The sequence below is a fragment of the Actinophytocola sediminis genome, assembly GCF_054779715.1.
Window position 1 is genome coordinate 68,135 of record NZ_BAAGXS010000019.1, and the last position, 20,411, is coordinate 88,545.

Annotated in this window: 19 protein-coding genes; 13 read left to right on the forward strand and 6 right to left on the reverse strand. The window is 68.9% G+C overall.

The window, feature by feature from the left end; genetic code table 11:
• The first annotated feature begins 43 nt into the window (after positions 1–43).
• From ACYVIP_RS12215 to ACYVIP_RS12265, 11 genes are all read left to right on the forward strand, one after another.
• Complete coding sequence (locus tag ACYVIP_RS12215; RefSeq protein ID WP_460395348.1) at positions 44–1,309, forward strand: serine hydrolase domain-containing protein; 1,266 nt, start codon at positions 44–46, stop codon at positions 1,307–1,309.
• 340 nt (positions 1,310–1,649) lie between these two features.
• Complete coding sequence (locus tag ACYVIP_RS12220; protein ID WP_460395350.1) at positions 1,650–2,702, forward strand: LacI family DNA-binding transcriptional regulator; 1,053 nt, start codon at positions 1,650–1,652, stop codon at positions 2,700–2,702.
• Between the two features lie 40 nt (positions 2,703–2,742).
• The gene (locus tag ACYVIP_RS12225) at positions 2,743–3,675 is read left to right on the forward strand and encodes a DUF6772 family protein (protein WP_460395352.1); all 933 of its coding nucleotides are present in this window, start codon (positions 2,743–2,745) and stop codon (positions 3,673–3,675) included.
• Positions 3,676–3,731: 56 nt separating this feature from the next.
• The gene (locus ACYVIP_RS12230; protein ID WP_460395354.1) at positions 3,732–4,058 is read left to right on the forward strand and encodes a DUF6385 domain-containing protein; all 327 of its coding nucleotides are present in this window, start codon (positions 3,732–3,734) and stop codon (positions 4,056–4,058) included.
• A gap of 48 nt (positions 4,059–4,106) precedes the next feature.
• Entirely contained in the window at positions 4,107–5,036 is a 930-nt protein-coding gene (locus ACYVIP_RS12235) for an ABC transporter permease (protein ID WP_460395356.1), read from the forward strand.
• Complete coding sequence (locus ACYVIP_RS12240; protein WP_460395358.1) at positions 5,033–5,917, forward strand: ABC transporter permease; 885 nt, start codon at positions 5,033–5,035, stop codon at positions 5,915–5,917. The genes ACYVIP_RS12235 and ACYVIP_RS12240 overlap by 4 nt, the downstream gene beginning before the upstream one ends.
• A 46-nt stretch (positions 5,918–5,963) precedes the next feature.
• On the forward strand, positions 5,964–7,466 hold the full coding sequence (locus ACYVIP_RS12245; RefSeq protein WP_460395360.1) for an ABC transporter substrate-binding protein: 1,503 nt from the start codon (positions 5,964–5,966) through the stop codon (positions 7,464–7,466).
• On the forward strand, positions 7,459–8,457 hold the full coding sequence (locus ACYVIP_RS12250) for an ABC transporter ATP-binding protein (protein ID WP_460395362.1): 999 nt from the start codon (positions 7,459–7,461) through the stop codon (positions 8,455–8,457). The genes ACYVIP_RS12245 and ACYVIP_RS12250 overlap by 8 nt, the downstream gene beginning before the upstream one ends.
• Positions 8,454–9,269: an ATP-binding cassette domain-containing protein gene (locus ACYVIP_RS12255; protein WP_460395364.1), complete on the forward strand. Its 816-nt coding sequence runs from the start codon at positions 8,454–8,456 to the stop codon at positions 9,267–9,269. Before ACYVIP_RS12250 ends, ACYVIP_RS12255 begins: the two co-directional genes overlap by 4 nt.
• Before the next feature lie 48 nt (positions 9,270–9,317).
• Positions 9,318–11,171, forward strand: coding sequence for a right-handed parallel beta-helix repeat-containing protein (locus tag ACYVIP_RS12260; protein ID WP_460395366.1), 1,854 nt, complete (start codon positions 9,318–9,320; stop codon positions 11,169–11,171).
• A 145-nt stretch (positions 11,172–11,316) separates the two neighbouring features.
• Complete coding sequence (locus ACYVIP_RS12265; RefSeq protein ID WP_460395368.1) at positions 11,317–12,960, forward strand: glycoside hydrolase family 13 protein; 1,644 nt, start codon at positions 11,317–11,319, stop codon at positions 12,958–12,960.
• A 26-nt stretch (positions 12,961–12,986) separates the two neighbouring features.
• Here ACYVIP_RS12265 and ACYVIP_RS12270 read toward each other — a convergent pair whose 3' ends face one another.
• The gene (locus ACYVIP_RS12270; protein WP_460395370.1) at positions 12,987–13,775 is read right to left on the reverse strand and encodes a M15 family metallopeptidase; all 789 of its coding nucleotides are present in this window, start codon (positions 13,773–13,775) and stop codon (positions 12,987–12,989) included.
• An 8-nt stretch (positions 13,776–13,783) separates the two neighbouring features.
• Complete coding sequence (locus ACYVIP_RS12275; RefSeq protein ID WP_460395372.1) at positions 13,784–14,608, reverse strand: AfsR/SARP family transcriptional regulator; 825 nt, start codon at positions 14,606–14,608, stop codon at positions 13,784–13,786.
• Positions 14,609–14,790: 182 nt separating this feature from the next.
• On the opposite strand from ACYVIP_RS12275, the gene ACYVIP_RS12280 reads away from it, so the two are divergent.
• The gene (locus tag ACYVIP_RS12280; protein WP_460395374.1) at positions 14,791–15,819 is read left to right on the forward strand and encodes a peptidoglycan-binding domain-containing protein; all 1,029 of its coding nucleotides are present in this window, start codon (positions 14,791–14,793) and stop codon (positions 15,817–15,819) included.
• Here the strand turns inward: ACYVIP_RS12280 and ACYVIP_RS12285 are convergent.
• From ACYVIP_RS12285 to ACYVIP_RS12300, 4 genes are all read right to left on the reverse strand, one after another.
• Positions 15,809–16,390, reverse strand: a complete 582-nt coding sequence (locus ACYVIP_RS12285; RefSeq protein WP_460395376.1) for a DUF3558 family protein — start codon at positions 16,388–16,390, stop codon at positions 15,809–15,811. The two genes, ACYVIP_RS12280 and ACYVIP_RS12285, sit on opposite strands and share 11 nt — an antisense overlap.
• 100 nt (positions 16,391–16,490) lie before the next feature.
• A complete protein-coding gene (locus ACYVIP_RS12290) occupies positions 16,491–17,570 on the reverse strand; it encodes an FAD-dependent oxidoreductase (protein ID WP_460395378.1) in 1,080 nt (359 codons plus the stop codon).
• Positions 17,567–18,349, reverse strand: a complete 783-nt coding sequence (locus tag ACYVIP_RS12295) for an SDR family NAD(P)-dependent oxidoreductase (RefSeq protein ID WP_460395380.1) — start codon at positions 18,347–18,349, stop codon at positions 17,567–17,569. Before ACYVIP_RS12295 ends, ACYVIP_RS12290 begins: the two co-directional genes overlap by 4 nt.
• 22 nt (positions 18,350–18,371) lie before the next feature.
• Entirely contained in the window at positions 18,372–19,409 is a 1,038-nt protein-coding gene (locus ACYVIP_RS12300) for a methyltransferase (protein WP_460395382.1), read from the reverse strand.
• 157 nt (positions 19,410–19,566) lie between these two features.
• On the opposite strand from ACYVIP_RS12300, the gene ACYVIP_RS12305 reads away from it, so the two are divergent.
• Positions 19,567–20,394 (forward strand): SDR family oxidoreductase, encoded by an 828-nt coding sequence (locus ACYVIP_RS12305; protein ID WP_460395384.1) that lies wholly within the window; start codon positions 19,567–19,569, stop codon positions 20,392–20,394.
• Positions 20,395–20,411: the final 17 nt, after the last annotated feature.

The following is a 20,411-nucleotide window of genomic DNA, read 5'->3' on the forward strand; positions in this document are numbered from 1 at the left end:
TTGTTCCCGCGGTGTTATGCCGTCGTCGGTAGATGTTCGCGCCATGAACCACACAGCCAAACAACGGTCGTCCCGCCGCACCGTGCTCGGATTCCTCAGCGCGGGCACAGTCGCGGCCGCCGGCATACTGGGCGGGCGGGACACCGCTTCGGCGGGCGCCCGTCCGGTGCCAGGAGACCTCCGTCCCGGCGGCTCCTACGACCGCTACCTCACCGACCTCGCGGACCGGGGTGAGTTCTCGGGCACCGTGCTGTTCGCCTACCGGGGCAAGCCGGTCCTGTCCCGCTCCCACGGCATGGCGATCAAGGAAGACGCCGTGCCCAACGGGAAGGACACGATCTTCGCCCTCGCCTCCGCGTCCAAGCCTTTCACCGGCGTGGCCGTCCTCCAACTCGTCCAGCGGGGAAAGCTCCAGCTGTGGGAGAAGCTCGGCGCCTACGTGCCCGGCTTCCCCGAGGAGATCGCCGAGCAGGTCACGATCCACCACCTGCTCACGCACACCTCGGGAATGGGTGATCTCAACACCACCCCGGAGTACTCGGCAGCGGCGCGCATCTGGGACACCGTCGAGGAAGTCGTCGAGGGCACCCTGGAGTTCGTCAGGCGGGCGCCACTGCACTTCACTCCCGGCACCGGTACTCGGTACAGCAACAACGGCTACCACGTCCTCGGTTCGGTCATCGCCAACGTCGCCGGCCAGAGTTTCTACGACTACACGCGCGAGCACGTGTTCGGCCCGGCCGGCATGACGAGCACGGATTTCTACACCAGGCCCCAATGGCTCAGCGACCGGCGCATCGCACAGCCGTACTGGCTCAGCGAGAACAAGGAACGGATCAACGCGCTACGCGAGCCGGACAGGCTCGGCGACTTTCCCAACGCGACCAACCTGTTCATCGGCGGCTCCGGCGGGAACGGTTTCTCGACGGCCCCGGATATCCTGCGTTTCGCGCACGCCCTGCGGTCCGGCAGGTTGCTCAACCCCGCCTTCACCGAGCTGTACTGGAGCGCCAAGTCCCCGAACCCGCCACGGGGCCAGAACCCCGGCGGTGGCGGTGATCGGCCAACCGCGGTGGGTGCGCGTGCGGCCGCGGTCCGGGGCTCCTTCCATGCCTACGGTGCCCCGGTCGCCCTGTACGACAACCGCTGGCTCTTCGGTCACGGCGGCGGAGCGGCTGGTGAGTCGACGAACTGGACCATCTACCGCGACATGGACTGGACCACAGTGGTGCTGGCCAACCACGACGGCTTCGACCTGCAGTCGCTCATCGACCATGAGCGCGGCCTCATCCTGGCCACCGACCACTGATTCGCCGCGAGTCACTCGGAGATGACGGGGCGACTGCCCACCGGACCATGATCCTGGCAGGGGCCGCCACCCGCGGTCAGACCGGGATGTGTGGAACGGGCGTGGGGGGCTCCAACGCCCTGCCGGCCGGTGAACCACCCCACGACCTCGGTGAGCAGCGCCTCGTCCGTACTGCCGATCATCGCGGGTCGTCCTGGTCGAGCCGGAGCCTGGCGTCCTCGTCGGCCTCCTCGTAGCGGCACCACAACCTGAGGCGACTCACGGTTCGGGTCTTGACTGCACGTGACCTCTGTCCGTACCGTCCCTGCGCATCAGTCCTCGATACGTATTAAGGATGGCGATGGCAGGCCAACGGCGGTCCCCGACCCAGGTCGACGTAGCCCGTCGCGCCGGGGTGTCCCAGGCGACGGTCTCGCTGGTCATCAGTGGTGGCGCGTTGGGCAACCAGGTCGCGGAGAGCACCCGTCAGGCCGTCCTCCAGGCCGCCGCGGAGCTCGGGTACACGGTCAACGCCGTTGCGCGAAGCCTCAAGGGTGGCCGCAACCGCATGCTGGGCCTGTACACGTTCGAGCCGGTGTTCCCGGTGGACCAGCGTGACTTCTACTTCCCCTTCCTGCTCGGGGTGGAGGAGGCGACCGCGGCCTACGGGTATGACCTGCTGCTGTTCAGCTCGGCGGGCTCCGGCGGTGACCGCCGGATCTACGCCGGTGGGGTCAACAGGCTGAAGGTGGCCGACGGGTGCGTCCTGCTCGGCCGCCACCTGCATCGCGACGACCTGGCCGAACTGGCCAAAGAGGACTTCCCGTTCGTCTTCGTCGGGCGTCGCGAGGTGCCCGGGGTGGAGTTGTCCTATGTGGCCGCCGACTACGTCGGCGCCACGAGCGAGATGGTGGCGCACCTGGCCGGTCTCGGGCACCGGCGGATGGCCTACCTGAAGTTCACCGACGACCGGGAGTGGACCCGTGACCGCGAGGCCGGGTTCCGGCAGGGTCTGGTGGCGGCCGGGATCGGCGAGGACGAGGTCCGGGTCTTCGCGATGGACGAGCGGGCCGCTCTCTTGGCGGTCCGGCTGCGGGAGTGGCTCGCGGCGGGGATCACCGCGGTGTTGGTCGAACCCACCGACGACGACGGCGCGATCGTCGCCCTGGAGCACGCGGCTGAGGAAGCGGGCGTGCGGATCCCGGACGACGTCTCGGTCGCCGTGCTCGGTGACCCGCCGTTGAGCACGGCGACCGCGCGTGACTGGACCCGGTTCACCCTCCCGCGCGAGCAGATGGGTCGCGAGGCCGTGCGGATTCTCCTCGAACTGCTGAACGACGGCGTGAGCTCGCGACAGCTCTATCTGGACTGCACCCAGGTCATCGGCGACTCGGCGGCGGAAATCCGCGAATAGTTCGGACGCGTAAAACGATATCCACCCTGACGGAGGCACGATGCAGCGGGTCATTTCTTATGAGCGTGGCCTTGAGAAATTCACGCCGTTACGCAATATCGTGACGTACGACGACTTCGACAAAGGCTACAACGGCTGGTTGGACCTGACGCCGAACTTCGTGAACGACGACTACCGCCATCACCCGTCCGAAGTGGACCTGGCCAGCTGGGCGCCGACCATGCTCAGTGCGGCGCCGATGCGGTTCGCCGCCACCCACGGATCGATGGAGGGCACCTACTCGCTCAAGCTGAACACCAAGCCGGTCGCCAACCGCTACGAGGAGAAGCCGGCGAACGGCAGCATGGGTGTCGCGCTCAAGCGACTGTCCAACTTCGACCCCACCATGCGGTTCATCCAGATGGAGGCGTGGTACGCCTACACCCCGCAGCAGGACCGGCTCGGCTTCGGCGAAGAGGACATGCGCGCGTTCGGGTTCTACTTCGACCTGCAGGATCCCGAGTACCGCTGGATGCCGGGCGTGCGCTATGTGAACTCGGTCAACGGCGAGCTCACCAAGAAGTGGCAGTACTGGAAGGTCACCGACGGGGTGACCAAGAAGGACTGGTGCTACGGCCGCGAGGACGGCTGGCAGCGACCGGGCATCGACAACCTGTGGTACGGGCGCCGTTTTCCCGACGGCTCCGCGGACGCCTTCCAGTGGGTCCCCGACGGCGCGCAGGACCTGCTCTACAACGAGAGCCCCGACAAGATCAACTGGTTGTACTTCCGGCTGCTGATCGACTATCAGCGGCGCGAGTACGTCGAGTTGCAGAGCATGGACCGGACCTTCGACCTGCGCGGCCTGACGCCAACCCTGTCGACGCCGTACAAGAGCATCAACAATCTGATCAACCCCATCTTCTTCGTCGAGACCGACACGAACCGAAGCGTCAACCTCTTCCTCGATTCCGTCGTGTACTCCACGGAATAACACCGGACCACACTGGCCGACAACGCGGGCATCGCCACTCGAGAAGGACCCAATTCGTGCTCACCTTCGCCACTTCGGTAATCGAACGTCGACTTGAGATCAAGGAGACCCACTTCACCCACCCGTTTGAGGCGGGCTGGGCCAGTGAGGCGGTGTTCTTCATCCAGATCGAGGGAACGCACCCCGAGCTGTCCATCCAGGCGCAGATCTCCCCGGACGGACTGCACTGGATCGACCGAGGAGGCCCCTGCGTGGTGTCCACACAGGAGGAGATCGCCGCCATCGACCTGCTGAACTTCGGCGGCTGGCTGCGGTTGGCCATCACCGGAGCCACCGACGACCAGCGCGCACGCGTCCTGGTTCACCTTGCGCTGAAGGGTTGACCCGGAGCGGAGCGGCTCCGGGTTCGTGATCGAGAGGAGGGCGGTGTGATGCTTCCCCAACTCATGCGTCGACTCGGCCTCATGGTGTTCACCGTGTGGGGCGCGGTCAGCCTCACCTTCGTGATCCTCCGGCTCGCGCCGGGGGACCAGGCCACCGTGCAGCTTGGCGCGGACGCGACCGCCGCGGACGTGTCGGCGTTGCGTACCGAACTCGGCCTCGACCGGCCGATCTTCGTGCAGTACCTGGACTATCTCGGCTCGGCGGTCACCGGTGACTTCGGTGAGTCGTACCGGTTCCGGGAGTCGGCCATGACGGTCATCCTCGAACGGTTCCCGGCCACCGTCCTGCTCGTCCTCGCCGCGACGGTGCTGGCGCTGACGATCGGCCTGCTGCTCGGCCTCCTGGCCGGCCGGTCGCCCGGCCGGCTCGTCGACCGGGTGATCTCCGGGGTCACCCTGGTCATGCAGGCCATCCCGTCGTTCTGGTCGGGCATCATGCTGATCCTGCTCATGGCGTTGACCCTGCGGCTGCTGCCGAGCGCGGGGTCCGGCGACCTGGAGCACCTGGTGCTGCCCGCGGTCACCCTCGCGATCCCGTTCACCGCCCTGGTCGCGCGGATCACCCGCAGCAGCGTCGCGGAGGTCGCGGCCGAGCCCTACATCCTGACCGCACGGTCGAAGGGCCTGACCGAGCGCGCGGTGCTGGCCCGCCACGCCGTGCGCAACTCGGTGATCCCGGTCGTCACCATCGTGTCCCTGCACATCGGCACCCTGATGGGCGGCGCGGTCATCGTCGAGCAGGTCTTCGCGTGGGAAGGGGTCGGGTCGCTTCTGGTCGGTGCGGTCGGCAACCGGGACTACGCCATCGTTCAGGGCGCGACCGTGTTGTTCGCCATCGTCATCGTGGTGATCAACCTGCTCGCCGACGTGCTCAACTCCCGGCTGGATCCACGCATCCGGGCGGGGGCGACCACATGACGACCATGGGACTGGTGCAGACCCCCGTGCGGCCGGTGCCGGCGCGGACCGGGCGGGCCACGGTGCGCCGCGTCGTCGGTGCCATCCCGATCGTGCTCTTCGGCCTGTACGTGCTGGCCGGCGTGTTCGGTCCGCTGATCGTCGACTACTCCCCGGTGGGCGGCGAGCTCGACGACCGGCTCCTCGCTCCGGGCTCGGTCATCAGCGACGGCGGCACGGCCGTGTTCGGCACCGACGCGCTCGGCCGGGACATCTTCGGCCAGGTCCTCTATGGAGCCAGGACGTCCGTCCTCATCGGCACACTTGTCGTGCTGTTCAGCGGCATGGTCGGCCTGCTGGTCGGTACCGCCGCGGGATATCTGGGCGGGGTAACGGATCTCGTGGCCTCACGCGTCATCGATGTGCTGCTCGCCTTCCCCGGCATCCTGCTGGCCATCGTCATCTCCGGGGTGTTCGACCGGGGACTCGCGATCGTGGTCGTCGCGCTCAGCGTCACCACCTGGATCGGCTTCGCCCGCCTCTCGCGGTCGATGTCCATGACGCTGCGGGAGCGTGACTGGGTCAAGTCGGCGAAGGTGATGGGCGTCCGGCGCAGGCGCATCATCACGCGCCACATCCTGCCGTTCCTCGCCGGGCCGACCCTGGCGCTGGCGACCACCGAGTTCGCGGGCGCCATCCTGGCCGAGGCGTCCCTGAGCTTCCTCGGGCTCGGCCTGCCGTCGGCATCGGTTTCCTGGGGGCAGACGATCGCTTCCGGAAAGGGATATCTCGCCAGCGCCTGGTGGATCTCCGCCATTCCCGGAATCGCCCTCGCGGTGCTCGTCATCTGCGTCGGCTTCACCGGCGACCGGCTCGCCCGCCACTTCGGCCGAAAGCAATAGCGAAAACCCCCGTACAGCCGAGCACAGCTCAGTGAGGAGCAAGGCAATGAGATCCCTACGGCACTCCGCCATGGCGGTGACCGCACTCGTAGGTCTGGTCGCGACCACGGCCTGTGGCACCGATTCCTCGGCCGGCGGCGGTGCGAGCGGAGGGGAGCTCGCGGTGGCCGCGCAGTTCCCCACCGAGACCATCGACCCGAACGGTCCGCTGGCCATCGACGGCGGTACCCGGGTCGCCTCGGTTCAGTTGTACAGCCCGCTGCTGGACTCGGCCGGCCCGGGGGAGTTCGACCCGAAAGTCGCGGAGAAATGGGAGATCAACGACACCGCGACGGAGTTCACCTTCACGTTGCGCGAGGGGATCAAGTTCTCCGACGGTTCCCCGATCACCGGCCAGGACGTGGCCGCGTCGTTCGAGCGCACGGTCGCGGCCGACAGCCCGTTGTCGGCGAACTTCGTCAATGTCGGCGTCACGGCGACCGACGACACGGTGACGTTCACGCCGGCCGAACCCGACCCGGCGCTGGTCGCCAAGCTGACCGGGTTCATGATCACCCCGGCCGACGCCACCGAGGACAGCTACCTGGACAAGCCGGTGACCTCCGGCCCGTTCAAGGTGGAGTCGTTCACTCCCGGCGGCGACCTGGTCATGGTCCCCAACGGCAACTACTGGGGAGACCAGCCGAAGGTCGACCGGCTCACCATCCGGTCCATCCCCGAGGTCGCCGCGCGGGTCACCGCCCTGGAGACCGGTGAGCTGGACGTCATCTGGGGCATCGCCGACGACCAGGTGACGCAGTTGAGCGGCAACACCGAGGTCGAGGTCGTGTCCGCCACCGGCTCCGGTGTCGTCACCATGTGGATGAACGCCTCGACGCCCGCGTTGGCGAAGGCCGAGGTACGGCGGGCGCTGTGGCAGGCGGTCGACTTCGACAAGAAGATCAAGGCGCTCTACCCGGAAAGCGGCGAACCCGCCGACTCGGTGCTCGCCCCCACGGTGTTCGGCTACGCGCCGCAGGAACCCGTGGCCTACGACCCCGAGGCCGCCAAGCAGGCGCTGGTCGACGCGGGGTTCGACTTCGACACGACGTTGCGCTTCCACTTCTCCCAGGCGCAGTTCCGGCAGTGGGTGGACTCGGTCGTGTCCGATCTCGCGGCCATCGGGGTCAAGGCCGAGGCACTGGAGAAGGAACAGGCCGTCTACACCGAGGACCTGCTTGCCCTGAACTGGGACATCAACATCCAGCAGGTCGGCACGCTCGGCCTGGACGCCTCCTACAACCTCGGCCGGCTCTACCCCTGTGCCGCGAAGCGGACCGGGTACTGCAACCCGGAGCTGGACACCATCCTGAAGCACGCCGGGACCGCCGTCGATCCCGCCGAGCGGGAGGCCGCCTACGCGGAGGCCACCAAGCTGATCTGGACCGAGGCGGTCGGCATGTACCCGATGTTCGCCAAGAGCCTCTACGCCACCCGGACGACCGTGGCCGGCTTCGAACCCGATGGTGAGGGACTGCCGCGATTCGACACGGTCTCGATTGATGAGTGACCAGCTCCGGGTCCGGGGCCTGACGATCGCGCTGCCCGGCCAACATGGGATGGCCGACGTCGTCGACGATGTCTCCTTCGACGTGCTGGAAGGGCGCACGACCGGCCTGATCGGCGAGTCCGGGAGCGGGAAGTCACTCACGGCGATGGCGTTGGTCGGGCTGATTCCCGACACCGGGGTGGCCAGTGGGCAGGTGCTCCTGGGGGAGGAGAACCTGCTCACGGCGGGCCGGGCGCGGATCAGACAGGTACGCGGCGCGGAGATCTCGGTCGTGTTCCAGGACCCGTCGACCGCGCTCAACCCGACCATGACCATCGGTGACCAGGTCGGCGAGATCCTGCGGAGCCGGGGCCTGTCCCGAGGTCAGGCCCGGGAGCGGGCCGCGGACCTGCTGGCGCACGTGGGCATTCCGGACGCGGCACGACGCGTCGGCGCCTATCCGCACGAGTTCTCCGGCGGGATGCGGCAACGCGCGATGATCGCCCTGGCGCTGGCGGGCAGGCCGAGGTTCGTGCTCGCCGACGAACCGACGACCGCGCTGGACGTCACCGTGCAGGCCAGGATCCTCGACCTGCTCGCCCGCCTGCGCGACGAGGACAACCTGTCCATGCTGCTGGTCAGCCACGACCTGCGGGTGATGTCGCACGTCGCCGACGACCTCGTCGTCATGTACGCGGGGCGAGTCTGCGAGCGTGGCGGGGCGAAGGCGGTGCTCAACCGGCCACTTCATCCCTACACCGACGCGCTGGTGCGCAGTGTGCCATCGGTGCGGGTCCGGGCGGCGATCGCCGCGCCACTGCCCGGCAGCCCCGCCAACCCGTTCGACCGGCCGCCGGGCTGCCCGTTCAACCCGCGCTGTCCGCGCGCGGAGGACCGGTGCCGGACGGAGGTGCCGGCGTTGCGGGAGGTCGAACCCGGGCGTTTCAGCGCCTGTCACTTCGCGGAGTTCATGGAGCGAACATCGGGCACAGGCGCGGAGGAGTCGCGATGACGACCGGCACCGGTCTGCGGATCACTGATCTCGCGGTGACCTATCCAGGGCCCCGCACCAGCGGTTTCGGCCGGCGGTCGGTCATCGCCGCGGTACGTGACGTGAGCCTCGAGGTCGCACCGGACGAGACCGTCGCGCTCGTGGGGGAGTCGGGGTCCGGGAAGTCCACGATCGCCCGCGCGATCGTGGGGCTGGTGGCGCCCGCCGGCGGTGCCATCGAGTTCGACGGCAGGTCGCTGGCCAACCAGCGTGACCGGTGGGCGCGGCGGCACATCGCGATGATCTTCCAGGATCCCCGGTCCGCGCTGAACCCGCGCCTGTCGGCGGAGATGTCCATCAGCGAGGCCTGGGAGGCACATCCCGACGCGGCGCCGGAGGGTGTGCGTCGGGACGCTGGGCGGCGCCGGGCGGCCGTGGTCGACCTGCTCGCCCAGGTCGGACTCGATCCCGACGTCGCGGGGAAACGTCCGACGGCGCTGTCCGGTGGGCAGTGCCAGCGCGTCAGCATCGCGCGCGCACTGGCGCTGCGGCCGCGGTTGCTCATCTGCGACGAGGCGGTGTCGGCGCTGGACGTCTCGGTCCAGGCGCAGGTGCTGCAGTTGCTGGTGAGCGTCCGTGCGGCGCGCTCGCTGTCGATGCTGTTCATCACCCACGACCTCGGCGTCGTGCGTCAGGTCGCCGACCGCGTCGCGGTCATGCGTCGCGGCGAACTGGTCGAGAGCGCCGACGCGCAGACCCTGTTCGCCGCACCGCGACACGACTACACCAGGGAACTTCTCGCCGCCGCCGTCGACCTCGACGTGAGCGGCTGACTCCGGCACGTCCTCGTCAGCTGTGAGACCTTCAAAGGAGCAGGACACATGTCCGATCGAATCAACCGGCGCGCGATGATCCGTACCGCCGCCGGCGCGGGTGCCGTCGGCGTCGGTGGGCTCGCCCTCGGCGGCTCGGCACAGGCCGAGTCGGCACCACCGCTGGTCAACGCCGATGGCACCCCGGTACTCACGCCGCAGCAGTTCGGCGCGGTCGGTGACGGCGTGGCCGACGACACCGCCGCGATCCAGGCCGCGATCAACGCGGCCGGCCCGCAGCTGAACAAGATCGTGGTCTTCCCGCCGGGCCTGTACAAGGTCACGTCGACGATCGTGGTGCCGGACAACGAGTACGAGTTCCCCGACTCGAACCTGAACCGGTTCGTGATGCGCGGCTACGGCATGTTCGGCGCGGAGGCGTCGAAGATCCGCTTCCACCACGACGGCATCGGCATCCGGTGGGAGGCCTCGCTCGGCGCGATCTACGGCATGGCGTTCGACGCCCCGGTGAAGACGGCGAACAACGTCGGCATCCACGCCCAGCGGACCGCGAACACCGACGACACCGACATCACCATCGTCGAGTCCTCGTTCCTGCGCTTCAACCGCGCGGTCGTGAGCGTCGGCCGCGGTTTCCTGTTCACGAAGAACAAGGTCGCCGTCTGCACGACGGGTCTGGACATCTCCTGGCCGACGGAAGGGACCGACGGGGTACCCGACTCCGTCCACTTCCCGCCCTACGGCCTGCGCAAGTGGCTGATCACCGACAACCACTTCCACTCGAACTTCGACGCGATCGTGTTCAACGACGCCCCCGACGCCGACTTCCGCGGTGCGGTGATCAGCAACAACCTGCTCGACATCGGCCGCAGGCTGTTCAAGGGCAGCCTCACCAACTCGACCATCAGCGGCAACGTGATCGAGAACGGCACCGGGAACGCGATCATCCAGATCGACGCCGGCGGCCACAACCTCACCATCTCCAGCAACGTGATCGGTGGGTTCGACACCACGCCGGGAGCGTGGACGCCGCCCACCTACGCGATCCTGTTCGCCAGCGGGGTGTCCGCGAAGAACGTCACGATCTCGGCGAACTCGTTCAACTGGATCCGCGGCTCCGCGATCGGGTTCGACAAGGCCGCCGACCGGGTCAGCATCACGGACAACTCGTTCGACAACTGGAACCTGAGCAGCTCGACGGTGCACGGCGCCGTCCTCGCGAAGGCCGACGCCACCCGGTTCGCGATCCTCGGCAACGTCTTCTCGGCCAACCCGAGCCCGGACGGGCTGCCGGTCCGGGTCACCGGCACGCTGGCCGCGTCCAACGTGGTCGGGAACGCGTCCACCCAGGCCGGGGTGGTCGCCGCCGGGTCGATCGGTGCCGACTCGTTCGTCGAGTCCACCCCGGGCCGGTTCACCAAGCTCGAACTGGCCGCCGCGAAGGACGCCGCGGTGCGCGTCCTCAGCACGGCCACGGCCGGCGTCGCCGCCGGCAACACCTATGGCGGCCTCCTGGTGCAGAGCGCGCTGCCGGCGGGGGCGGGCCCCGGGGTCAAGGGCGGCGTCGAGGTGGTCGCGGTGAACGCGTCCGGCTCGGCGGCCACCAACCTCCTGTGCGCCACGAACTCCACCAACGAGGTGGTCTCGTTCCAGGCCGGCGTCACCGGCCTGGTCCCGCCGACGGACAACACCAGGGACATCGGCAGCGCGGACGCGAGCATCCGCACGGTCTTCGCCCACACCGCCCGACTGCGTCCGTACCGTGCGGCGAACCTGCCCCCGGCCGCCGACGCGCGCGGCGCGCTGATCAGCGTCGACGACGGACACCACGGCCAGCCGTGCCTGGCCGTGTCCGACGGCAAGTCGTGGCGCCGCGTGCCCCTGGGTAACAAGATCGGCTAGCCCCCAGCCAGGGCGTCGCGGCCCCACCGGCCGCGATGCCCTGAATGGGGCATTGGCGACGTTCAACGTCCTGAATGGGGCATTCAGGGCAGTTGCCAAGCCTCGATCACGACCGGCCGGACGACACGGGATGGATCCAGCGAACATGGGTGATGATGTGACCTCGGTACCGTGGTGGCGAGACGCGGTGATCTATCAGCTCTACATCCAGTCGTTCGCCGACGGCAACGCCGACGGCATCGGTGACATCGCCGGGCTGCGCGGCAGAATCGGCTACCTGTCGGCGCTCGGCGTCGACGCCATCTGGATCACGCCGTGGTTCCGGTCGCCGCTGCGCGACGCCGGCTACGACGTCGCCGACTACCGCGCCGTCCATCCTCGATACGGGTCCACGGCGGAGGGCCGGGAGCTGATCGAGGAATGTCATGCCGCCGGCATCCGGGTCCTGCTCGACATCGTCCCCAACCACACCTCGTCGGAGCACCAGTGGTTCGTCGACGCGCTGCGCTCGCCACCCGGTTCCGCCGAACGTGCTCGCTACCATTTCCGCGCCGGTCGAGACGACGGCCGGAGTCCGCCCAACGACTGGCTGAGCGTGTTCGGTGGGCCGGCCTGGACCCTGGTCGAGGACGGCGAGTGGTACCTGCACCTGTTCGACTCGTCGCAGCCCGATCTCAACTGGGACAACGCGGACGTGCGCTCGGAGTTCGCGGACATCCTGCGTTTCTGGTTCGACCTCGGGGTCGACGGGTTCCGGATCGACGTGGCCACCGCGCTGGTCAAGGCGCCGGGGCTACCGGACCTCGGGTATCCCGACGGCGCGTTTCTCGCTGACCTGACTCGGCCGAACCATCCGCACCGGGACCGCGACGAGGTGCACGAGATCTATCGAAGCTGGCGCACGCTGGCCGACTCCTACGATCCGCCGCGCATGTTCGCGGCGGAGGCGTGGCTCGACGACCCGGACCGGCTGTCGCGCTACGTCCGGCCAGACGAGCTGCACACCACGTTGAACCTGTACTACCTGAAGTCGGCGTGGACCGCGGCGGACATGCGCCGCGCCATCGACGCCTCGATCGCGGCCACGTCGTCGGTCGGCGCGCCCACCACCTGGAGCCTGTCCAACCACGACGTCGAACGGGTCGCCACCCGGTATGGCCGCGCCGACACCCGTCGTCGCGCCGGGGTGTCCGGGCCGGACCTGGGTCCGGTCGACGAGCCGCTTGGCCGTCGCCGGGCACGGGCCGCGGCCCTGCTGACGCTCGCGCTGCCGGGCAGCGTGTACCTCTACCAGGGTGACGAGCTCGGCCTGACCGACGCGGACGTGCCGGAGCACGCCCGGCAGGACCCCATCTGGTTCCGGTCCGGGGGCGCGCGTCCCGGGCGGGACGGCGCCCGGGTGCCGTTGCCCTGGACCGAGGACGGCAGCTCGTTCGGGTTCGGCGACAACGGGTCCTGGCTGCCGCAGCCGCCAGGGTGGGGGACCAACGCGGTGTCGGCCCAGGACGGCGATGGCTCGTCGTTCCTTGAGCTGTACCGGTCCGCGTTGGCCCTTCGCCGCGCCCACCCGGCGCTGGGCGGCACGAGCGACGTGCACTGGCGTGCCGCGCCCCGGGAGGACGTCCTGGTGTTCACCCGCGCGCCCGGCTTCGGCTGCGTGGTCAACTTCGGCTCCACACCGGCGCCGATCCCGTTGCGTGGTCGCGTTCTCCTGTCCAGTGACCCCAACGACATCGAGGGCGCGGTCCCGCCGGACGGCGCGGTGTGGCTGGAGCTGCCGGGCGACTGAACCGGGTCCAGGCCTCGTCCGTTCAGTCAGTTCAACGCGCCTCGGCTGACGGGGAAGTCGAAGTAGGTGTCGGGGAACGGTTCGTCGTTGAGGGTGAAGTGCCACCACTCCTCGGGGAGGTTGCGGAACCCGACGTCGGCGAGGGCGCCGCGCAGCAGGTCGCGGTGGTGGCGAGCGGCACCGGTGATCGCCGGGTTGTCCGTGTGGGACAACGGGTCGAAGCAGTCGTAGCCGGTGCCCATGTCGACGCCGTTGTCGGGGAAGCGTTGCCCGACCGGGGCGAAGCAGGCGACCAGCGGTTCGCCGGGGCGGTACGGCCGTTGCGGTCGCGTTGGCAGCTTGACCAGCGTGAGGTCGAGGGTGCTGCCGCGGCTGTGGCCGGACTTCTCCGCGATGTAGCCGTCGGCGAACAGCCGCGACTTGTCGACGTTGGGGTAGAACTCGGCCTTCATCCGTTCGTCGTCGAGGTTCTCGGCCCAGCGGACGAAGTGGTTGACCGCGCGCTGCGGGCGGTAGCAGTCGTAGACCTTCAGCGTGTAGCCCTGCCGCAGCAGCGTGTGTTGCGCGGTGCGCAGGGCGGTCGCGGCCTGCCGGGTGAGGATGCACTGCGGCTGCCGGTAGCCGTCGATGGGCTCACCGACGAAGTTGTGCGGCCCGAAGTAGCGGATGTCGTACCGGATCGTCGGGTCGACGTCGTGCAGGACGACGAACTCGGGTGGCGCGCCACCCTGGTCGCTCGCGGCGGCGGGCGCGGCGAGCGCCACACAGGAGACCAGGGCCAGCACGGCCGCGCTGAGGCGGGAGGTTCGGGACACGGGGACTGTTATACACAATCGAGAGCCGGCGAGGCAGTGACGAGCTGGTGTGCGGCCGGGGAGATCATCGGCGACTGGATCCTGGCGGCCGAGAACCCCAACGCGGGATCGGCCGCGAGGATCTGCTGGTGGAGTCGCTGTAGCGGCCGGCTGGGATCGGCACCGAGTTCATCGGCCAGCCGGAAACGGATCTGCTGGTAGTACCGCAACGCCTCTGCCGGCCGGCCGCTGCGGTAGAGGGCGACCAGGTACTGGCTGACGAGCTGCTCGTTGAGTGGATGCTCCTCAGCGAGGTCGGCGAGATCGGCGAGCACCTCGTTGTGCAGCCCCTGTCGCAGCGCGAGGCGCCCGTGCTTCACCTGCGTCTCCACCTGCCGTCTGCGCAACTTCTCCCGCACGCTGTTCAGCCATGGGGTGTCGAGGCCGACGAACGGCTCGCCCCGCCACAGTGTCAGCGCCTTCCTGAACAACATCAACGAATGGCGCTCGACCTGCGTGGCGTTGGCCTGCCCGAGCAGGTTAATGAACTGGTGGACGTCGACGTCCGCCGGCGCGACACCGAGGACATAGCCACCGCTCCTGCGCTCGATGGTGACCTGGGTGCCGTGTAACGCCTGCCGCAACCGGCACAGGTAGCCGTAGAGCGTGTCCCGGGCGCGGGCGGGCGGACTGCCACCCCACACCCGGTCGGTGATGCGGTCGACCGGCACCACCTTGTTGGCTTCCAGCAACAGAATTACCAGCACGCACCGCTGCCGGGCGTGCCCGAGGTCCACCAGTCGGTCGCCCGACCGCGCCTCCACATCGCCCAGCACGCCGAACCGCGTTGACATTGTGATTCCCCATTCCTGGTCGGCGTTGGGATGGTGTCGAGGATGTCCACCGCTCGGCTGGTCGGCAATAGCGCACGGCTGTTCGCGTGCGATCGGAACAGAGCGCACCGCGATCCGAACACGCGCGCGGACTACGCTGTGTGACTCATGGAGGAGCTACCGTCGCGTCCCCTGGGGTGCGCGTGAGTTGGCGACACGCATGGCGGACGTCCTCGGAAATCGGGCCTCCCGATCAGTCCGCCGCCGCGCTGGACCCGAGCACGGCGGCCACCAGTCAGGAGTTCGTCGAACTACTGCGGTCCTTGAAAGACGAGTCAGGACTGACCCACCGGCAACTCGTCGCCAAAGCCGAGGCGAATGGCGACGTGCTGCCGCTCGCGACGCTGGCGTCCGCCCTCACCCGGGCCACGTTGCCCCGCGCTGCCCTGGTCAGCGCGTTCACCCGCGCAGCAGGCTGCGGACCGGACGAGGTCGACAGGTGGCTCGCCGCACGCGACCAGTTGGCCACCGCGGGACGAAGCCCGGCAACCCACCAGGTCCACGGGCCACCGGCAGCGGATCCCAGCGGTGGCGGTCAGTCGGCTACGCCGGATCGTCGCCGACGCCACCGGTCACGCACCGCCGGCGTCCTGCTGTTGGCCTGTTTCCTGCTCGCCCTCCTGACCGCCTCCGGCGTCGATCAGCCGCCTGCCCCGTGCCCCACCACGTTGCGCATGGGAGACGTGGGTGCCTGCGTCGAGGACGCCCAGTCGTGGCTGGTACGCGCCGGACTACAGCTGCCCGTCGACGGTGTCTACGGCCCTTACACCAAAATGAAGGTGGGCGTCTTCCAGCTGTACAAAGGGATACCGAGCACCGGCGTCGCGGACGAGAGAACGCTGCACGCGCTGCGCGCGGACCGCGCGCGGATCGACGTCTGGCCGGCCGACCGGGTGGAGCGCCGGCTGCGCGAGGTCTTCCCGGAGGAACCCGACCGCGTGGTCGACCTGGTCCGCTGCCTGTCCATCCTCGACCCGCACTGGGTGATCAGGGACGACGACGGAGCGCGGACCTGGGGTCTGTTCCAGCTCACGGACGGCGAGGTCATCCTCGAGCACCGGGGCGGCTACCTCACCGCGCTGGATCCCGAGTGGAACATCCAGACCGCCCGGGCGATCCGAGACCGCACCGGTGGTCTGGGCCGGTGGACGTGCACCACCCCTATCCGGTGATGTTTCGTACCATCCGCTCAGCCGCCGCCACCGCCAGCGCGCAGGCGAGGTCCTTGCCGTCGCTGGCCAACACCTCGATGCCCTGACGCTCCGCGAGCCCGACGGTCACCTGGCAGGCCGGCTGGGGATCGCTCCCGTTCACCACGGCTGGTTGACCGGCGATGTCCACGAGGTAGACGTCGGCACCGCCCTGCCGTCTCCGGTCGCCGAACTGCGCGGCGAACACGTCGGAGTCCGGCCAGAGGTTGTACTCGACGTCCCGCTCGGTGCCGAAACCGTTGCGGCTACAGGTCAGCAGGCTGTCGTCGCTCGCGTGGAACGGGTTCGCGGTGCTTTGCAGACCGAACTCGACGGCCTGGGTGTCGGTCAGCAGGTCGCACACCGTGCCCTCGGTGGCGTACCGGCGCGCGTCCAGCGGTCGGGCGATCGCCGGCGGCGCGGGCGGCAGTGCGGTCACCACCGGTTCGGGGAGCGGCGACGGGGTGGTTCGCGGCGTGGCCGGCTGCGTGGTCGGCCCGGTGCCTGGCGCCGGTGGCTCCTCCGGTGGGGCCGGTGTGCATCCCGTCAGCACAGCGGCCAGGACAACGCAGATCGTTATCTTCGCGGACAACCGATTACCCCCGGTTCGCCAACGGTGCCAACCGACCGTACTCGACATCGGCCCCGTTGGGCTACCTGCCAAGGAAGTCGGCGATCCGGTCGACGTCCAGGTCCGCGCCCTTGAGCTGGGAGGTGGTCGCGGCATCCAGTACCCCCACGGTGGGTCCGTACGAGGCGCCGCCCTTCGGCCCGAGCGGGATGGCGATCTCCGCCGGCACTGGCTGGTGTACGAGCAGGTCCGCTCCGCCGTCGGCCAGGGTCCGGATGTTGGCCGCGACCACGTCCGCGTGCTGCCTGGCCACCCGCGCCAGCTTGGCCTCCGGGATCGCGGTGAGGTCGCCGATGGCGAACACGGTGTCCTGACCACGCAGGCGCAGCTCGCCGGTGACGTCGAGCTGACCGTTCTCCTGCCGGGCGGAGGTCAGGCCTGCCGTCAGATAGTCGGTCACCGGGGTGGTCCCGAAGCACCGGAACCAGATGTCCGCGTCGAGCACCCGACCCGACAGCGTTGTCGCGGTGAACCGGCCGACCGCGCCGGCGGCCGGCCGAGGAAGCTCCAGCAACGACGTGCCAAGAACCAGCTCGACGCCGAGATCGGCCAACTGGCCGCGCAGCTCCAGCCGGAACTCGGCACTGAACGCGCCCGCGAGCACATCACTGGCCGGATCGACGACTGTCACGTGCTTGCCCGGCCAGACGTGCTTGATCTCCCCGGCGAGTTCGATGCCCACCGGTCCGGCGCCAAGCAGGAGGACGTTCTCGGCCCGCGCCAGCGCTCGATGGGTCCGCCGAATCTCGTCCTTCGCGGCGCGACTGTCCGCGAGCTCGGTCTTGGCCGGAAAGGGATAGGACGAGCCGCTCGCGAGGACGACGTAGTCCGCGTCCACCCGGTCACCGGAGGCGAGGTCCACCCCTGCCGGATCCACGCTGACCGCCCGGTCGCGGAGCAGTTTCCCGCGTTGGAGGAGGCGGTCGTAGGGAAGGAAGATCCGGTCCAGCCACGCCGGGTCCACCAGGGCCCGCAACGCGGCGATGTTGTGGAAGAACAGGTCCCTTGGCTCGACGAGGACCACGTCCACGTGATCCGCCAACGCTTTGGCGACAGTGGTGCCGGCGTAGCCGCCGCCAACCACCACGACCCGCACAGTCACGAGACGCTCCCTTGCCTGAGCTGTTTTGCCTGGAGGGTGAGGCCGCCGTCGACCGTGATCACCTGCCCGGTCACCGAACCCGAGCCCCCGTCGACGAGCATGCCGATCACTCTCGCCACGTCCGCCGGCACGAGGAGCTGGCCGGAGACCGTTCGTTCCGCGATATAGCGCCGTTCGGCGTCGGTCAGCACTCCCTCGACGGCGTCGGTGCCGACCGGGCCGGGCGAGACCGTGTTGACGGTGACCCCATGGGGCCGGGCGTACTCGGCGATGTTGCGGCTGAAGGCATTGAGCGCGGCCTTGGCGACTCCGTGCGCCAGGCCTTCGGCGATCAGGTCCGCGCCGATACTGGACAGGTACACGACGCTGCCTCGCCGGTGGGCCACCATCGTCTCCAGTACCCGCTTGGTCAGGAAGTACGCCGCACCGAGCTCGCGGTGGATCTTGCGGGAGAACTGCTCCCAGGAGAGGTCGGGCAGCGGTTCCGGGGTGGGTTGTTCGACGTTGGCATTGCACACCAGAACGTCGATCCGGCCATGCTCGCGCACCACGGTCTCGACGAGCGCGTCCACCTGGGCGGCGTCGGTGACGTCCGCCTGGAACGCGCCGGCCGACCCGCCGGCGGACACCACGTCCTTCACCACCGCCTCGGCACTGGCGCGGTCGTGCAGATAGTTGACCACGACGTGACAGCCGAGCCGGCCCAGTTCGCGCGCGGTCGCGGCACCGATGCCGCGGCCGCCACCGCTGATGATCGCTACGCGTTCGTCGATGCTCATATCTCCTGCGATATCTGTTGGCTCAGACCGGTTTCGCCTCGATCAGGAACTCCGGCTCGTGCGACAGCGGCTTCGCGACAGTCACCTCGAGACCCGCGCCGGCGCACAGCCGCTCGAACTCGGCGATCGTGCGCGTCCGTCCGCCGACGTTCACCAGCATGTTGAGATCGTCGAAGTACGTCTCCGGCCGGTCGTAGCGGCCGTCGGTCTCCGGCAGCACCGGCTCGGCGATGAGCAGGCGGCCCGCCGGGGGGAGCGCGGACCGGCAGTTGCGCAGGATCAGCGACGCCTCGTCGTCGTCCCAGTCGTGCAGGACGCTCTTCAACAGGTACAGGTCGGCGCCCGAGGGGACTTCCGCGAAGAAGTCACCGGCGGTCACGGTGCATCGGTCGCCCACGCCCAGTTCGTCGAGCTGGGCGTGGGCGCCCGCGCTGCCCGCCGCCGAGTCGTACACGACACCGCGCAGGTGCTGGTGCTTGGCCAGAATCGTGCCGATGGTGGTCCCGTTCCCACCGCCGATGTCGAGAATCGTGTGGAATGGGGCGAAGTCGAAGCCGGCGAGGAGATCGCCGGCGGCCAGCCGGCTGATCGTGGCCATCGTCCGGTTGAACAGCGCGGATTTGTCCGCGTCGGTGGCGAGATAACTGAAGAACGGTTGCCCGTACACCTCGGCGAAGGTGGACTTGCCGGTTCGGATGCTGTCCGCCAGTTTCTCCCACGCCCGGCCCATCAGCGGGTCGGCGAACATCGTGACAAAGGAACCCAGGGAGTTCGGGTGGTCGGTGCGCAGGAGGTTGCCGGTGGCCGTCGGCCGGAACACGCCGGGCTCCGGTTCGGCGAGAATGTTCAGTGCCGCGAGGGCGCGCAGCAGCCGGATCGTGGTGTCCGGCGGAATCCCGAGATCGCCGGCTATCTCGGTCGGTGTGCGACCTTCGGTGCCGAACGCGTCGAGCAGTCCCAGTTCGACTGTCGCGCGCAATGTCTGGGTCGCCATGAAACCGAAAGCCATAGATACGAGAGACTGGACATCGGGCTGCTCGCCGCGTATCTCGTCTGCCATAGGGGCGATAATTCGCCGGACGAGCGCGTCGGCCAAGTCGACTATGACCTAGCTCATGTCGCACCAAGGGTCGCACCACAGTGGAAAAGCAGTTTATCTTGACGCCTCTGGTATTTGCCGCTATAACTCGATCCGAGTGAAATGCGGAGGAGTGGTCATGATCTTGGTGGCGGGTGCGACCGGAAACATGGGCAGGCCACTTGTGCGTCGCCTCACCGATTCCGGAGTCACGGTGCGGGCCGTGACAAGAAGCCGTCGGAAGGCGCGCGCGATATTACCAGAAAAGGTCGAGATAATCGAGGGCGATCTCGGTAGGGAATCATTTCTCCGACAGGCGTTCGACGGTGTCGATCAGCTTTTTCTCGGACTTGACTCCGGCGACGCCAGCGGAATACTGGCCGCGGCGGCCGGCTGCCGGGTCGTGCTGGTCACCTCGTTGAACGCACAGGTCTTTCCGGACGGACGGGTCGGCGGCGCGTCGCTCGCCGCCGAACGGCAGCTGCGCGACCTCGGGTTGCGCGGGACCGTGCTGCGCCCCTGGGAGTTCGCCTCGAACAGCCTGGGCATGGCCGAGGAGGTCCGCGCTGGCGGCGTGGTCCGGCGGGCGGCCGGCAGCCGGCCGTCGCCGGTGATCGACCCGGCCGACGTGGCGGCCGTGGCCGCCGTGGCGCTCACCGAGGACGGCCACGACGGCCGGACCTACGCACTCACCGGACCGGCCGACCTGACCTGTGCGGACAAGGTGGCGATCATCGGCAGGACGATCGGCCGGACCATCGACTTCGAGGAGTACGACGATCTCGAGGAGATCGCCAGCATCCGCAAGGCTCCCGACCAGCTCTCCGGGCGCGGTGCCTGCTACCTCGACAGCCCCGGCGTGACCACGACGGTCGAGGAGATCACCGGCCGCCCGGCAGGCGGCTTCGAGCGCTGGGTCACGGAGAACGCCGCCGCCTTCCGGCCGGACAGCCGAGGACCGGGATGACCGCGTGACAACGAAAT